At 53.8% G+C, this 15,265-nt stretch carries 14 protein-coding genes and 4 tRNA genes; 10 read left to right on the top strand and 8 right to left on the bottom strand.

Annotated elements, in window-relative coordinates; translation table 11 throughout:
• The first annotated feature begins 95 nt into the window (after positions 1-95).
• From csrA to luxS, 10 genes are all read left to right on the top strand, one after another.
• On the top strand, positions 96-281 hold the full coding sequence (csrA, locus tag ACLW56_RS11390; protein ID WP_000906486.1) for a carbon storage regulator CsrA: 186 nt from the start codon (positions 96-98) through the stop codon (positions 279-281).
• A gap of 325 nt (positions 282-606) precedes the next feature.
• Positions 607-699: transfer RNA gene (locus ACLW56_RS11385), tRNA-Ser, on the top strand.
• Positions 700-703: 4 nt separating this feature from the next.
• Positions 704-780, top strand: a tRNA-Arg gene (locus ACLW56_RS11380).
• A gap of 196 nt (positions 781-976) precedes the next feature.
• A tRNA-Arg gene (locus ACLW56_RS11375) sits at positions 977-1,053 on the top strand.
• Between the two features lie 203 nt (positions 1,054-1,256).
• Positions 1,257-1,333, top strand: a tRNA-Arg gene (locus ACLW56_RS11370).
• A 300-nt stretch (positions 1,334-1,633) separates the two neighbouring features.
• Complete coding sequence (locus ACLW56_RS11365; RefSeq protein ID WP_330983888.1) at positions 1,634-1,948, top strand: BON domain-containing protein; 315 nt, start codon at positions 1,634-1,636, stop codon at positions 1,946-1,948.
• A gap of 119 nt (positions 1,949-2,067) precedes the next feature.
• On the top strand, positions 2,068-2,634 hold the full coding sequence (gene yqaB / locus ACLW56_RS11360) for a fructose-1-phosphate/6-phosphogluconate phosphatase (RefSeq protein ID WP_330983938.1): 567 nt from the start codon (positions 2,068-2,070) through the stop codon (positions 2,632-2,634).
• The gene (locus ACLW56_RS11355; protein ID WP_330983887.1) at positions 2,631-3,059 is read left to right on the top strand and encodes a YqaA family protein; all 429 of its coding nucleotides are present in this window, start codon (positions 2,631-2,633) and stop codon (positions 3,057-3,059) included. The genes yqaB and ACLW56_RS11355 overlap by 4 nt, the downstream gene beginning before the upstream one ends.
• A 78-nt stretch (positions 3,060-3,137) precedes the next feature.
• A complete protein-coding gene (gene gshA, locus ACLW56_RS11350) occupies positions 3,138-4,694 on the top strand; it encodes a glutamate--cysteine ligase (RefSeq protein WP_330983886.1) in 1,557 nt (518 codons plus the stop codon).
• Between the two features lie 205 nt (positions 4,695-4,899).
• Entirely contained in the window at positions 4,900-5,415 is a 516-nt protein-coding gene (luxS, locus tag ACLW56_RS11345) for an S-ribosylhomocysteine lyase (RefSeq protein ID WP_330983885.1), read from the top strand.
• A gap of 122 nt (positions 5,416-5,537) precedes the next feature.
• Here luxS and emrB read toward each other — a convergent pair whose 3' ends face one another.
• From emrB to nrdF, 8 genes are all read right to left on the bottom strand, one after another.
• On the bottom strand, positions 5,538-7,085 hold the full coding sequence (gene emrB / locus ACLW56_RS11340; protein WP_330983884.1) for a multidrug efflux MFS transporter permease subunit EmrB: 1,548 nt from the start codon (positions 7,083-7,085) through the stop codon (positions 5,538-5,540).
• A 15-nt stretch (positions 7,086-7,100) separates the two neighbouring features.
• On the bottom strand, positions 7,101-8,273 hold the full coding sequence (gene emrA / locus ACLW56_RS11335; RefSeq protein WP_330983883.1) for a multidrug efflux MFS transporter periplasmic adaptor subunit EmrA: 1,173 nt from the start codon (positions 8,271-8,273) through the stop codon (positions 7,101-7,103).
• 127 nt (positions 8,274-8,400) lie between these two features.
• Positions 8,401-8,931, bottom strand: a complete 531-nt coding sequence (gene emrR / locus ACLW56_RS11330) for a multidrug efflux transporter EmrAB transcriptional repressor EmrR (protein ID WP_330983882.1) — start codon at positions 8,929-8,931, stop codon at positions 8,401-8,403.
• 279 nt (positions 8,932-9,210) lie between these two features.
• Positions 9,211-10,389, bottom strand: coding sequence for an MFS transporter (locus tag ACLW56_RS11325; protein ID WP_330983881.1), 1,179 nt, complete (start codon positions 10,387-10,389; stop codon positions 9,211-9,213).
• A 206-nt stretch (positions 10,390-10,595) separates the two neighbouring features.
• Positions 10,596-11,591 (bottom strand): glycine betaine/L-proline ABC transporter substrate-binding protein ProX, encoded by a 996-nt coding sequence (proX, locus tag ACLW56_RS11320; protein WP_330983880.1) that lies wholly within the window; start codon positions 11,589-11,591, stop codon positions 10,596-10,598.
• A gap of 60 nt (positions 11,592-11,651) precedes the next feature.
• Positions 11,652-12,716: a glycine betaine/L-proline ABC transporter permease ProW gene (gene proW / locus ACLW56_RS11315; protein ID WP_330983879.1), complete on the bottom strand. Its 1,065-nt coding sequence runs from the start codon at positions 12,714-12,716 to the stop codon at positions 11,652-11,654.
• Entirely contained in the window at positions 12,709-13,911 is a 1,203-nt protein-coding gene (gene proV, locus ACLW56_RS11310) for a glycine betaine/L-proline ABC transporter ATP-binding protein ProV (protein ID WP_330983878.1), read from the bottom strand. Before proV ends, proW begins: the two co-directional genes overlap by 8 nt.
• Positions 13,912-14,300: 389 nt before the next feature.
• Positions 14,301-15,263 carry a class 1b ribonucleoside-diphosphate reductase subunit beta gene (nrdF, locus tag ACLW56_RS11305; RefSeq protein WP_330983877.1) on the bottom strand — a complete coding sequence of 321 codons (963 nt, stop codon included), beginning with the start codon at positions 15,261-15,263 and terminating at the stop codon, positions 14,301-14,303.
• Positions 15,264-15,265: the final 2 nt, after the last annotated feature.

Here is a 15,265-nt window from a genome sequence, read left to right as displayed (position 1 = left end):
TTACGTGTTTGTCATCGCTTACTTTTTGGCGTTATATGATGGATAATGCCGGGATACAAGAGACCCGACTCTTTTAATCTTTCAAGGAGCAAAGAATGCTGATTCTGACTCGTCGAGTTGGTGAGACCCTCATGATTGGAGATGAGGTCACCGTGACAGTTTTAGGGGTGAAGGGCAACCAGGTACGCATCGGCGTAAACGCCCCTAAAGAAGTCTCTGTCCATCGTGAAGAGATCTACCAGCGTATCCAGGCTGAAAAATCCCAGCAGTCCAGTTACTAAGTTTTCCGCGTCTCACCTCCCCGGTGAGACGCACTCTCTCTTCCCCCTCTCTTTTTCCCGTTTTCTCTTACTCTCTTTGTTTTTTCCCAACTCTTTATGTTTGTTCCTGGCTGGCTAATGCCTGATGATTTCGGGTATAGCAGCAGATTTGTTTGTTGATAAATCGCTCTTTTTGCCGTTTTTGCAGGCTAATTGGGTGTGAAGTGTGCAAACGGTAAAAGCTCAGGAAAAATTGTTTGACTTATAAGTCCCAGAAAGTAATATGTGCGCCACGCAGCGACGAGAAGCTCTTACGAGTCACTCGAAGCACTCGAAAGAGGCGTGTGGTGAGGTGGCCGAGAGGCTGAAGGCGCTCCCCTGCTAAGGGAGTATGCGGTCAAAAGCTGCATCCGGGGTTCGAATCCCCGCCTCACCGCCATTTTGCATCCGTAGCTCAGCTGGATAGAGTACTCGGCTACGAACCGAGCGGTCGGAGGTTCGAATCCTCCCGGATGCACCATCTTCTCCTCAACTATCAGCGATGATAGTGCTTCAGAGAAATTCGATTTCTCAGCAAGTACGAGGGAGGATAACGTTGCTTCAGCAACGGCCCTTAGGGCAAGCTTTCGGCGAGTAATCCTCCCGGATGCACCATCTTATCAATGTTGCGGCTTGTTGAGTGACATTGAATCAGCAGTAAAAGCAGTACCCCTGATGCATCCGTAGCTCAGCTGGATAGAGTACTCGGCTACGAACCGAGCGGTCGGAGGTTCGAATCCTCCCGGATGCACCATATTCTCCTCGACTATCAGTAGTGATAGTGCTTCAGAGAAATACGATTTCTCAGCAAGCAGAAGGGAGGATAACGTTGCTTCAGCAACGGCCCTTTAGGGCGAGCCTTCGGCGAGTCATCCTCCCGGATGCACCATATTCTCCTCAACTATCAGCAATGATAGTGCTTCAGAGAAAATCAGTAGTACCTCAGCAATTCCCGATGCATCCGTAGCTCAGCTGGATAGAGTACTCGGCTACGAACCGAGCGGTCGGAGGTTCGAATCCTCCCGGATGCACCATATTCTCCCAAACTATCCGCAGTGATGATGCCCCAGAGAAATTCATTTTCTCAGCAAGCTCCAGGGAGGATAACGTTGCTTCAGCAACGGCCCTTTAGGGCGAGCCTTCGGCGAGTCATCCTCCCGGATGCACCATCTTCTCTTCAACTATCAGCAACGATAGTGCTTCAAAGAAATTCAATTTCTAAGAATCTCCTCCAGAAAACGCCTTAACCCCTTGTTCAGTATTGGCATATTTCCTCGTCCAGGCTAATTTATATCTGTATTCAATCTGTTTTCAGGTAGTAAGGAGAGAAATCCATGAAATGGTTCAAAGCTGTCTCTGCGTTCTGTGCAGCGAGCATTTTCGCCGTATCCCTGGCGGGCTGTGCGGGGTCGTCAACCAAAGAGAGCACTGGCGGCTATATCGATGATACGGTGATCACCACCAAGGTGAAATCCGCGTTGTTCAGCGATAAAGATGTCAAATCTAATGAAATCAGCGTCGTGACCTTTAAAGGCCGCGTACAATTGAGCGGGTTCGTTTCTTCCCAGGCGATTGCCAATCGTGCAGTCGAGCTGACGCGTAACGTCACAGGCGTGCGTATGGTCGAAAACGACATGCAGGTTAAGTAACGCCAGGCACTTTAGCTCAGAGGCACCTTCGCGGTGCCTCTGTTGTTTTCGGCTGGCGGCGACAAGCGACCCCTTTTTACGTTAAAGTAACGTTCTGTTATCCAGTGAGTGAGAGCATGATGTACGAGCGCTATGCAGGGCTGATTTTCGATATGGACGGCACCCTTCTTGATACTGAGCCCACTCATCTGAGAGCGTGGCATGAGGTGCTTGGGCGCTACGGTATGCGTTATGAAGCCGAGGCCATGGCCGCGCTCAACGGCTCGCCGACCTGGCGCATTGCTGAGTCAGTTATCGCTCTCAATCAGGCAACGCTTGATCCCCACCAGTTGGCCCGTGAGAAAACAGACGCTGTGAAAGTGATGCTGCTGGACACTGTGCGTCCACTGCCATTGATAGATGTGGTTAAAGTGTGGCACGGTCGTCGACCCATGGCGGTGGGCACAGGCAGTGAAAGCGCCATTGCTGAAGCTCTGCTAAGCCATTTAGGGCTGCGGCAATACTTTACGGCGGTCGTTGCCGCCGATCATGTTAAGTATCACAAGCCAGCTCCCGATACTTTTCTGCTTTGTGCTGAATTGATGGGCGTCGCGCCTGAACAGTGTGTGGTCTTTGAAGATGCAGACTTCGGCCTTGAAGCGGCCCGTCTTGCGGGAATGGATGCTGTGGACGTGCGTTTGCTGTGAGTGACACACTGTCTCTATTCTCCCTGTTTGCCAGTAGTTTTCTCAGCGCCACGCTACTGCCCGGTAACTCCGAGGTGGTGCTGGTCGGCATGCTGATAGCCAAGGTCGGTCATCCCTGGCTTCTTGTTTTAATAGCAACAATGGGTAATAGCCTTGGAGGGGTAACTAACGTTATTCTTGGGCGTTTATTTCCGCTACGTGATAATTCACGCTGGCGGGAAAGAGCAGTGGGCTGGCTAAGACGCTATGGGGCCGCCACACTGTTACTAAGCTGGATGCCTGTCATCGGTGATTTACTGTGTCTGCTGGCAGGATGGATGCGCATCTCATGGGGACCGGTGCTTTTTTTCTTGTGCCTTGGCAAGGCGCTGCGCTATGTGGTCATTGCCGCAGCAACGCTGCAAGGTATGACGTGGTGGCACTAATTGGACTGATTGTGACCTTTAATCGTCAACCATGACAATTATGCTTAATAAAATGATTTCGACAGGCGGGAGGTCAATTTGATCCCGGACGTATCACAGGCGCTGGCCTGGCTGGAAAAGCATCCTCAGGCTGTGCGAGGAATTCAACGCGGGCTTGAGCGCGAAACACTGCGCGTCAATGCCGACGGTTCACTGGCAACAACCGGTCATCAGGATGCTCTTGGCTCGGCGCTGACCCATCAATGGATTACCACCGATTTTGCGGAAGCCTTACTGGAATTTATCACGCCCGTAGACGGTGATATTGACCATATGCTGACGCTGATGCGCGACGTGCATCGCTACACGGCTCGTCATATCGGTGAAGAACGTATGTGGCCGCTCAGCATGCCGTGCTACATCGCACCAGGTCAGGAAATCGAACTGGCGCAATATGGCACCTCAAACGTAGGGCGTCTGAAGACGCTGTACCGTGAAGGGCTGAAAAACCGCTACGGCGCGCTGATGCAGACGATTTCCGGTGTGCACTATAACTTCTCGTTACCGATGGCATTCTGGCAAGCGAAGTGCGGCGTTAACGGCACGGAAGACGGCAAAGAGGCCATCTCTGACGGGTATTTCCGCCTGATTCGCAATTACTACCGTTTTGGTTGGGTGATCCCATACCTGTTCGGCGCCTCTCCGGCTATTTGTTCGTCGTTCCTGCAAGGTAAACCGACGACGCTGCCGTTTGAGAAAACCGAATGCGGCATGTACTACCTGCCGTACGCGACCTCTCTGCGTCTGAGCGACCTGGGTTATACCAATAAGTCGCAAAGCAATCTCGGTATTACGTTTAACGATTTGCACAGCTATGTGGCAGGATTGAAGCGGGCGATCAAAACGCCGTCGGAAGAGTACGCCAAAATCGGCGTCGAGAAAGACGGCAAGTTCCTGCAAATCAACAGCAACATTCTGCAGATTGAGAACGAGCTGTACGCGCCGATTCGTCCAAAACGTGTGACCCGCAGCGGTGAAACGCCGTCTGATGCGTTGCTGCGTGGCGGCATCGAATACATCGAAGTGCGCTCGTTAGACATCAACCCGTTCTCGCCGATTGGGGTGGACGAGCAGCAGGTACGCTTCCTCGATCTGTTTATGGTCTGGTGTGTGCTGGCGGATGCGCCAGAGATGAGCAGCGACGAGTTGCTGTGTACTCGCACCAACTGGAATCGCGTGATTCTGGAAGGCCGCAAGCCAGGTCTGACGCTGGGCATTGGCTGCGAAACCGCGCAGTTCCCGCTGGCGAAAGTGGGCAAAGACTTGTTTGCCGACCTGAAACGCGTCGCCCAGACACTGGACAGCATCGAAGGCGGAAATGCCTACCAGCAAGTGTGTGATGAGCTGGTCGCAAGCTTTGACAATCCAGAATTAACTTTCTCAGCACGCATTTTGCGTTCTATGCTTGAAAGTGGCATTGGCGGGACAGGTAAAGCATTGGGTGAACAGTACCGTACAATGCTGCGCGAAGAGCCGTTAGAGATATTGCACGAAGCGGATTTTGAAGCGGAACGTGAAGCGTCAATCGCGCGTCAGCGTCAGATTGAAGAGGCGGATACCGAGCCGTTTGCTGCGGTGGTTGCGCGTCACGCCTGACAGAAAAGAAAAAGGCCACATCATTGTGGCCAAACTTTCATCTCTGAAGAACAGGGATGATGATAACAAATGCGCGTCTTTCATATACTCAGACTCGCCCGGGAACAAAGAGTTCAGTTTATTTATAAAAAAATCACACTCTTCAGTTATTTTTTCTCTCAGCCCTGATGGCACAAGAGAAAGCGAAGAGTTCGGAGGAGACAAAATGCCGTTATTAGATAGCTTCACTGTCGACCATACCCGAATGGAAGCCCCTGCGGTCCGCGTCGCAAAAACCATGCACACGCCGCACGGCGATGAGATCACCGTCTTTGATCTGCGCTTTTGCGTACCGAACAAAGAAGTGATGCCAGAGAAGGGCATTCACACGCTTGAACATCTGTTCGCGGGCTTTATGCGCGATCACCTGAACGGGAATGGCGTCGAGATCATCGACATCTCCCCCATGGGCTGCCGGACTGGTTTCTACATGAGTCTGATTGGTACGCCGGATGAAACCCGCGTAGCTGACGCGTGGAAAGCGGCGATGGCGGATGTTCTGAAGGTCAAAGAACAGAACCAGATCCCTGAGCTGAACGTCTATCAGTGCGGCACTTACACCATGCACTCACTGCAGGAAGCACAGGATATCGCCCGTAGCATTATCGACCGTGGCGTGCGAGTGAACAGCAATGATGAGCTGGCGCTGCCGAAAGAGAAGCTGCAGGAACTGCACATCTAGTCCTCTGCCCTGTTGCCGGATGGCGCTGCGCTTATCCGGCCTACAAAACCAGTAGGCCCGGCAAACGCAGAGCCGCCGGGCAATATAAAAAAAGCCAGCGGGTTCCCCCTCTGGCTTTTTTGTTAGTGAGCACCACCGCCACCACCACCCGCACCAAATGGCGGTCTGGCGAGCCAGATGAGGCCCAGCAGAACGATAAAGATCCCCGCTGAAATCCAGAAAATTTCATTGGCCGAAATGATTAAGCCCTGGGCGGTGATCTCCTGCGCGATATAACCGGATGCCTGCTGCTGCGTCATCCCTAGCCCTTGTAGCTGATCGTACATTTGTTGGGCGTTCGGGTTATACGGCGTCACCGCTTCCGTCAACTGCGCGTGGTGCATCGCTTCGCGGTTCGTCCACATGGTCGTGGTAAACGACGTCCCGATTGACCCTGCCAGCGTACGGGTAAAGTTCGACAGACTGGAAGCTGCCGCAAGCCGATCTGGAGGCAATCCTGACAGCGTGATAGTGGTCAGTGGCATAAAGAAGCAGGCCACGGCGAAGCCCTGAATAAACTGCGGCCACGCGGATGCGCCAAAGTCCATGCCCGGTTCGAACGTATACGCTCGCCAGTAGAAGCACACGGCATACATGATAAAGCTGAAGGTGACCAGCCGTCGCATGTCGAGCTTATGGGCAAAGCGCCCGATAATCGGCGACAGCAGAACCGGGATAACCCCCACCGGTGCAGACGCAAGCCCGGCCCAGGTCGCGGTGTAACCGTATACCTCCTGCAACAGCTGCGGCAACAGGACGATAGCGCCGAAGTAGAGCATGTACGCGAGGCTGATACTGAGCGTGCCGATGGTAAAGTTTCGCGACTTAAAGAGCGATAAATCGACTATCGGGTTATCGTCGGTGAGTTCCCAGACAATCAGGAAACTTATCGCGACTACGGCGGCAATCGCCAGCACCACCACTTCTGTCGAGTTAAACCAGTCGAGTTCTTTGCCGCGGTCGAGCATCACCTGCAAGCTGCCGATACCAATCACTAAGAGCGCGAGACCCACACCGTCGATGCGCCGCTGTTCGGTGCGAGTTTCACGCCCGCGCAGGCTTTGCAGCGTCAGCAGAACCACCACCGCACCAATCGGGACGTTGATAAAGAAGATCCAGCCCCAGTGATAGTTATCACTGATATAGCCACCGAGGATCGGGCCGCAAATAGGGGCCACGATAACCGTCATTGACCATAAAGCCAGCGCGACAGAACGCTTCGCTGGCGGATAGTTGTTCAGCAGCAAACTTTGCGACAGTGGGATCAGCGGCCCGGCGACCACACCCTGAATCACGCGGAAGAAAATCAGCATGGTCAGGCTGTTGGACACGCCACAGGCCCAGGACGCAATCACAAACGCGATTGTCGACCACATGAACAGCTTGACTTCACCTACGCGCTTCGCCAGCCAGCCGGTGATCGGGATCGAGATGGCATTCGCCACCCCGAAAGAGGTGATAACCCAGGTGCCCTGGCTCAGCGATGAGCCAAGGTTACCGGCAATGGTCGGGATCGCCACGTTGGCGATCGTCGAATCCAGCACCTGCATAAACGTCGCCAGAGAGAGGGCAATGGTCATGATGACCAGTTGCGCACCTTCCAGAGGTTTTTGCGGTTGTTGCTGTTGCATTACGCTCACCCCTGATCAGTCGGCGTTAGCCTGGACGATGCCTTCAATCAGTTTATTCACCGGGTCGAGACTGATTTCACGAGCGTTACTTTCGTATGCCGGGCTGCTACGCACCTGGCTTGCCAGTATCTCGCCACCGCGATCGGCGGTGTCCACTTTCACCAGCGTAGAAAGGCCGATGCGCAGCGGGTGTTGTGCCAGTTGCTTCTCATCCAGCTCAATACGTACAGGCAGACGCTGAACCACTTTGATCCAGTTACCGGTGGCGTTTTGTGCCGGAAGCAGGGAGAAGGCGCTGCCAGTCCCCATATCGAGGCCGACAATCTTACCGGTGTACTTCACATCATCACCGTAGATATCGCTGACAATGGTCGCGGTCTGGCCGATGCGCATATGCGCCAGCTGAGTCTCTTTGAAGTTCGCATCCACCCACAGATTGGTGGCCGGAACCACCGCCATCAGCGGCGTGGTTGGGCTAATTTGCGCGCCAGGTTGAACGGCACGACGAGAGACATAGCCGGTCATTGGGCTGACGATTTTGGTACGTTGCAGGGCAAGCCAGGCATTACGCACTTCCGTCGCGGCCTGTTGAACAGCCGGTTGATTTTCAAGCTGTGTGTCCAGCACCATCGCCTGGTTAGCGTTGTATTGCTGAACGGCGACGTTCAGTTCTGCTTGCGCACTGGCCACGGCGTCACGCGCGTGTTGCAGCTCTTCACGGCCAATCAAATTGGCGCTGCCAAGCGGAATGCGGCGATTAAGGTCAGTCTGCGCTTGTGCCAGAGCGGTCTTTTTAACGTCAATGCTCGCCTGAAGCTGCTTGCTGTTGATCATCAACTGACGGGTCTGACGAACGCTGGAGGCTAAGCCCGTTTTTGCCTTCTCGAATGCCTGCTGGGCATCGGTCTGGTCGAGCGTGACCAGCACGTCGCCTTTTTGCACGTAGTCGGTGTTGTCAGCCCAGACTTTTGTCACGCTGCCTGACACCTGTGCCATGATTTGAACCTGGTTCCCTGCCACGTACGCATCATCCGTTTCTTCATAATGACGCAGCACTAAAAACCAGTAGATCCCATAGGCCACTGCAATAACAATAAAGAGCAAGGTCAGAAGCAGCAGGGCACCCTTACGTTTGCCTTTCTTGCTGGCCGGTTGCTGCGGGGGTTGAGTCTCCGCATTCGCGCTCATGTAGTTCTCCACGATCTTATTATTTCACATCGGCTGAGCCGACCTGTTTGTCAGAAAGGCCAGCAGTTATGCGCTGCTGGCCTGTCAGTTTTCTTTTATTAATCAGGATGGTAAGCGAGTCACACGCTTAACGAAGTGCCTCAAGCACCACGCCGTCTTCGTCCATCTGATCCAGACGAGTCAGGAGCTTGCGGGTGATTTGCTCAAGTTGAGCTTTCTCGGTGACGCTTAAAGAGGACCAGAGCTGGTGCAGGCAGTGGTGCTGCGGCGGTAACACTTCGCGCAGGAACTGATGACCTTTTTCGGTGAGTTGCAAATGCAGGCAGCGACGGTCGTTGTCGCTTTCGCGGCGTTCGATCCAGCCACGTTTTTCCAGTTCATCGGCAATACGGGTCGCGTTAGTACGGGATGACCCCAGCGCACAGCTCAGTTCAGAAGGCTGAATGCTATGGTTTTCCTGAGACTCCAGCGTGATTAACGCCATAAATAACGTCTCGTTAATCCCTTGAGCTTTCAGCATTTTATTGCGGTTTTCCAGCAACTTACCTTGCATATGCATGCACAGGCGAGTCAGAAGAATTTCCTGGTAAGGGAAATCTTCATGGCGGCTGGCGCGAAATTTTAGCATTTGTTCAATGGGCGTAAACGAACTATCCATTTGGGCATAACCTCATTAATTTCAGCCGATATAGTAACGAATGTGACAAATAAAGTAAATGAATTAATGCACCGAAAACATAGGTCGGAGCAATTTATTCATAAAAAGTATTGTCTGACGGCGAACGACCGCGCCGTCAGCGTCCCAGGAGGTTTCATCGTGAAAGTGCAATAATTACCCGAGAAACAGTTACCGGGTTGATCAGGTTGATAACCTTAACAGACAAAGGGGGGCCTTAACACCCCAATGCAGGAATAACGCCATGAATGTGAAGCCTTTTCAGGCAATGGCCTCCTGGCGATGAAATCCTCGCCACCATACCAGTAAGTTTAGCGCCGCCATCACCGCCCCGGCTGCACACACCCCCGTCCAGCCGTAGTGCTGCCAGGCGTAAGCCGAAATCAGAGAGCCCGCAGCACCGCCAATGAAGTAGCTGGTCATGTAACCGGCGGTCAGGCGATTTCGTGCGTCTGGCTGCACGCGATAAATGACGGTTTGGTTGGTGATGTGCACGCCTTGCACGGTCAAGTCGAGGACCAGAATCCCCACAATCAGTGCCAGCACCGAGGCATGGCCGAACCAAATGGTCACCCACGAGAGCAACAGAAGTACCAGGCCAGTGGTGGTGGTCAAATGCGATTTGCCTTTGTCCACGAAACCGCCAGCCGGGCGAGCGCCCAACGCACCCGCTGCGCCTGCCAGACCAAACAGCCCGATCACGCCTTCAGAGAAATGGAAAGGGGCACCGGCCAGCAGGAAGGCCATTGAAGTCCAGAGGATGCTGAAGTTCGCGAAGGTCAGGCAGCCGAGTAATGCGCGGGTACGCAGCAGTTTGTCATGGATAAACAGGCTGAAGACCGAACGCAAAAGCTGCGGATAGTTAAGGTGTGTTTCTTGTTTAACCTGAGGGAGACCGCGCCAGAGGGCAATCGCCATCAGCACCATCAAGCCTGAAGCGAGCCAATAAACGGTGCGCCAACCGCCGAGGCTTGCCAGCAATCCGGCAACGGTTCGCGCCAAAAGAATGCCGAGCAGCAAGCCGCTCATGATGGTCCCGACCACTTTCCCACGCTTTTCCGGGCTGGCGAGCGTTGCCGCCAGCGGCACCAAAATCTGCGCCACAACAGAGAAAAGCCCGGTTAAGGCGGTGCCAAGGATCATCATCGATAACGACTGGCTGGAGGCGGTGATTAACATGCCGCCTGCGGCAAGTAGCGTCATGGTCACAATCAGCGCGCGTCGCTCGAACATATCGCCGAGCGGCACCAGAAACAGCAAACCTGCCGCATAGCCAAGCTGGGCCGCTGTGACGATAAATCCAGCCTGTCCTGCAGTCAGAGAAAAAGCGCGAGCAATCGTGTCGAGCAGCGGTTGGGCGTAGTAGTTACTGGCAACGGCAAGGCCGGTTGCTACAGACATAAGCGCAATCAGCGCGGGGCTAAGCGAGTGTTTAGTCATTAGTTATCGTTATCTGAGTAATTATTTTGCAGGTGAGCAATGATAACGAGTTTGCGGAGGTTTAGGGAAATGTTGGGTGGCGGATAGTGCGGTTAAGATTTGAGTCGTCTGCTCCCCTCTCCCCCAGCCCCTCTCCCAAAAGGAGAGGGGAGTAGGCCAATTCCCTCTCCCCGCGGGAGAGGGTTAGGGAGAGGGGCTTGCACAGATTACTTCTGCGCAGCCAGCGCTTCTTTTATCCAGCCGTCAAACTGCTGCTGGTGGCCTTTGATCCAACCATCAACGTGGCCCTGGATATCCGCTTCAGACGAGTGACCTTCGTGCATCATGGCGTTTTGGGCGTTGATATCTGCCAGCGGCAATTTCATCAGCGAGAACAGCTTCGCGGCTGCCGGGTTTTTCTCAGCCCAGGCAAGGTTTGCCACAATGTGCATGGTGTTCACCGGGAAACCGTAGTTAGCGCCATTTGGCAGCCTGGTGTCGATGTCTTTCTGCTCACCCGGCATGGAGGAGAACGGCACCTGCAGCCACACCACATCTTTCCCTGGTTTGAGCACATCGCTGACCCAGTAAGGCGTCCAGGTGTAATAGATAACCGGTTTGCCTTCTTTATAACGGGCGATGGTGTCCGCCATCATTGCGGAATAGTTGCCGTGGCTAACGTCGACGGTTTTCGCCAGACTGAAGGCTTTGTTCTGGTGATTAATCACCGCTTCACAGCCCCAGCCCGGTGAGCAACCCATCATGTCGGCTTTACCGTCGCCGTTGCTGTCAAAGAGTTTGGCAATCTTCGGATCTTTGAGCTGGACAATATTAGTGATGTGGTACTGATCGGCGGTTTTCTTGTCAATCAGATAACCCTGTGCCGCGCCTGTTACGTACACGCCTTCACGGTAAAATTTCTTGTCGCCGCCCGCGGCCTTGTACATGTCGTCATGCAATGGCTGCCAGTTGACGGCGGTAAACGTGGCATCGCCAGAGGCAATCGAGGTGTAGCCCACGTTGTAATCGACTTCGCTCGGTGCGCTCACCGTGTAGCCAAGTTTCTCCAGCGCGCGGCTGACCAGCAGCGTCTGGAAGGTTTCTTCAGAAATGGTGCTCTGCACCGGTTGCACGGTAATGCCTTTTCCCGGCAGGTCGGCGGCAAAAGTGCTGGTGGAGACAAGCGTGGCAAACGCTGTGGCAAACATTACGCGATGTCGCATCGTTGTTCCTTTTATAAGTTGTAGGCCCGGTAAGCGTAGCGCCACCGGGCAACCGAGGGATTATTTGGTGAAAGGGCGAAGGATCAGCCCAAGTGGCCCGGTGGTGTACCAGCGACGGTTGCCACGGCTGCGTGAATCGCGGCCAACGGCCTGTGTCAGACGGTCAAGAATGATTGCCAGGATGACAATCCCCACACCGCCGACGCTCGCCAGGCCCATATCGAGACGGCCAATACCGCGCAGGACCATTTGACCCAGACCGCCCACGGCGATCATCGAGGCGATAACCACCATCGACAGCGCCAGCATCAGCGTCTGGTTCACCCCGGCCATAATGGTCGGCATCGCCAGCGGGAGCTGGACTTTGAACAGCATCTGGCGCGGGCTGGCACCGAATGAGCGCGAAGCTTCAATCAAGTCCGCAGGAACCTGGTTAATACCAAGGATTGTCAGACGCACTATCGGTGGCAGGGCGAAGATAATCGTCACCACCACGCCCGGCACGTTACCGATGCCGAACAACATGACGATGGGCACCAGATACACGAACGCCGGTGTGGTCTGCATTGCATCCAGCAGCGGGCGAACAATTTTCGACGCTCGGGGACTACGCGCCAGCCAAATCCCCAGCGGCAGACCGATAACCACGCAGAAGAACAGCGCGGTCAGCACCAGCGCCAGAGTGATCATCGCCTGTGTCCAGGCTCCGATAGCCCCGATCAGAATCAGTGAAATCAGCGTGGCGACACCCATTCCCGTGCCACCAATTTGCCAGGCTATCAGTGCGAACAGTGCAATGGCCATCGGCGCAGGCATGCTGGTCAGCAGGTGCTGAAAACCGCCAAGGATGTAATCCACCGGCATACGGATGCCCTGGAAGACCGGGCGGAAGTTGCTGACGATCCAGTCGATACCGTGGGTCACCCAGTTATCGAGGGGGATCAGCGTTTTATGGAACGGGTCCATAATGTTGAAATGTTCAGCCTGTGGCGCGGGTGCGCTGTGCAGCCAGTCAGCACCGCCGCCCTCTGTCGGCGCTGGCGCAGGCGTTCCCCATGCGTCAGCCGATTGTGCAGCGCTGTCCGCTGCCGGTGTGGTTGCCCACGGATTGGATTGATCAGCCATTGTTTGTTCCCTCTCGATCTAAAGCCTGCAGCAGTACACTTTTGGAAATGATGCCCACATACTGCTGGTTCTCGTCGACCACCGGCACCGCACAAGGCGCCTGACCGACATGAGAAAGCATCTCGCTCAGCGAAGTCTGAGCATCAACCGCCAGCGGCGTTTCAAGCAGCGCAGCGTCAATGCTCTGGCCTTCCGCCAGCGCGGCTTTCAGGGAATCGATAGAGACAATGCCAACAAATTTATTCCCGCGTTCAATGACATAGCCATATTCACGGTCTTCATCCTGCAACAGTTTGATGGCAGAACGAGGGCCAAAGCCCGGCGCTTTACGCAGCAGGCCTTTCGGCGTACGGCGGGCGATATCTTTTGCGCTAAAGACCTGGCTAATATCCACGCCACGGAAGAAAGTTCGTACGTAGTCATTGGCCGGATTATTCAGAATTTCATCCGGCGTACCGACCTGAACCACTTCGCCATTTTGCATAATGGCAATGCGATCGCCGATGCGCATGGCTTCATCAAGATCGTGGGAAATAAAGACAATGGTACGTTGATGTCTGGCCTGCAATTTCACCAGTTCATCCTGCATCTCGGTACGAATTAAGGGATCGAGCGCCGAGAAGGCTTCGTCCATTAATAAGATGTCAGGGTTGATGGCTAATGCACGGGCCAGGCCAACGCGCTGGCGCATACCGCCAGATAATTCATCCGGCCAGGCGTGAGCATAATTATCCAGACCGACCTGACGCAGGGCATGAAGGGCTTTTTCCTGACGTTCCTGCGGCGCAATACCGGCTAATTCCATACCGAACGCTGTATTGTCCAGTACGTTCATATGAGGCATCAGCGCAAAAGACTGGAAGACCATCGCAATTTTCTTGCGGCGCACTTCACGCAGCTCGGCGTCGGATATTTTGGCGATATCAATACCGTCGATCAGTACCTGCCCGCGAGTGGGTTCAATCAGGCGATTGAGAAGGCGTACCAGGGTGGATTTACCGGAACCGGATAACCCCATGATGACAAAAATCTCGCCTTCTTCAATGGCCAGACTGGCGTCAATAACGCCAAGAGATAAACCTGTTTTTTCCAGGATCTGCTCTTTGTTGAGACCCTTTTCGATATATTTGAATGCGCGCTGTGGATGTTCGCCAAATATTTTATAAAGATTTTTGATTTCTAATTTAATTGCCATGCAATAAACGGATTCCCATTATTTAATTATGTCGATATGTTACCTGATGAAAATAATTGACTGGCCATACCCTAACATACTCAGATTCTGAGACAACCCTCAATTTCCCACTGATTCCTGCCTTTCTGGTGCTCTGGTGGCGTGATGCCCCATGATATAAGGGCTGAGGGGAAATGAATTTAGATTTGTAATTTTTGTCAGTACGGTCAATTTTCGGCTGAATCTGGGTGGGATATTGAAATAATCATATTTTATTTATGGATTAATCCTCTAAATAATTCGCGTTGTAGAAAGGCGGCAAATACGCAAGTCCCCAGGAGCTTACTTAAGTAAGTGACTGGGGTGCGCGCATGCAGCCAACGCCTCTACAGCGTGAAGTATGAAGAGGATTAAAAACTCCAGTCTTCGTCTTCGGTCTCGACGGCTTTCCCCATCACGTAGGAGGAGCCTGAGCCTGAGAAGAAATCGTGGTTTTCATCGGCGTTTGGCGACAGCGCCGCAAGAATTGCCGGGTTCACGTCGGCCATCTCTGGCGGGAACAGCGCTTCAAACCCAAGGTTCATCAGCGCCTTATTGGCGTTGTAACACAGGAATGCTTTGACATCGTCTTCCCAGCCCGTCCCCGCATACAGCGCCTCGGTGTAGGCCAGTTCGTTGTCGTAGAGATCCATCAGCAGATCGAGGGCGAAATTTTTCAGTGCTTCGCGTTCGCCCGGGCTCACCAGTTCCAGCCCTTTCTGGAATTTATAGCCAATGTAGTAACCGTGAACGGCTTCATCGCGGATGATCAGGCGGATCAGATCCGCGGTATTGGTCAGTTTGCCGCGGCTGGACCAGTACATGGGCAGCCAGAAACCGGAATAGAAGAGGAACGATTCCAGGAACACGCTGGCGATTTTCTTCTTCAACGGCGCATCTGCTGCATAGTGTTCCAGCATCAACTGCGCTTTACGCTGCAACGGCCCGTTCTCTTCACTCCAGGCGTAGGCCGCATCCACGTCTTTAGTCTGGCAAAGTGTTGAAAAAATGGAGCTATAGGAACGCGCATGGACAGCTTCCATAAAGCAGATGTTCGACATCACCGCTTCCTCGTGCGGCGTGAGCGAATCTGGCATTAGCGCCGGGGCGCCAACCGTATTCTGAATGGTGTCGAGCAGCGTTAACCCGGTGAAGACGCGGATCGTCAGCTGTTGTTCCTCCAGGCTTAATGACTGCCAGGCCGGAATGTCATTCGACAGCGGCACTTTCTCCGGCAGCCAAAAATTGCTGGTCAAGCGGTTCCAGACTTCCAGATCTTTGTCGTCCTGGAGGGTGTTCCAGTTGATGGCGCTGACCGGTGATAAACGGTTCATCC

The organism is Pantoea sp. sgz302252 (genome assembly GCF_047713085.1).
Classification (GTDB): Bacteria; Pseudomonadota; Gammaproteobacteria; order Enterobacterales; family Enterobacteriaceae; genus Scandinavium.
Note: the sequence above shows the minus strand (reverse complement) of the source record. Positions and strands in the feature narration are given on the sequence as shown.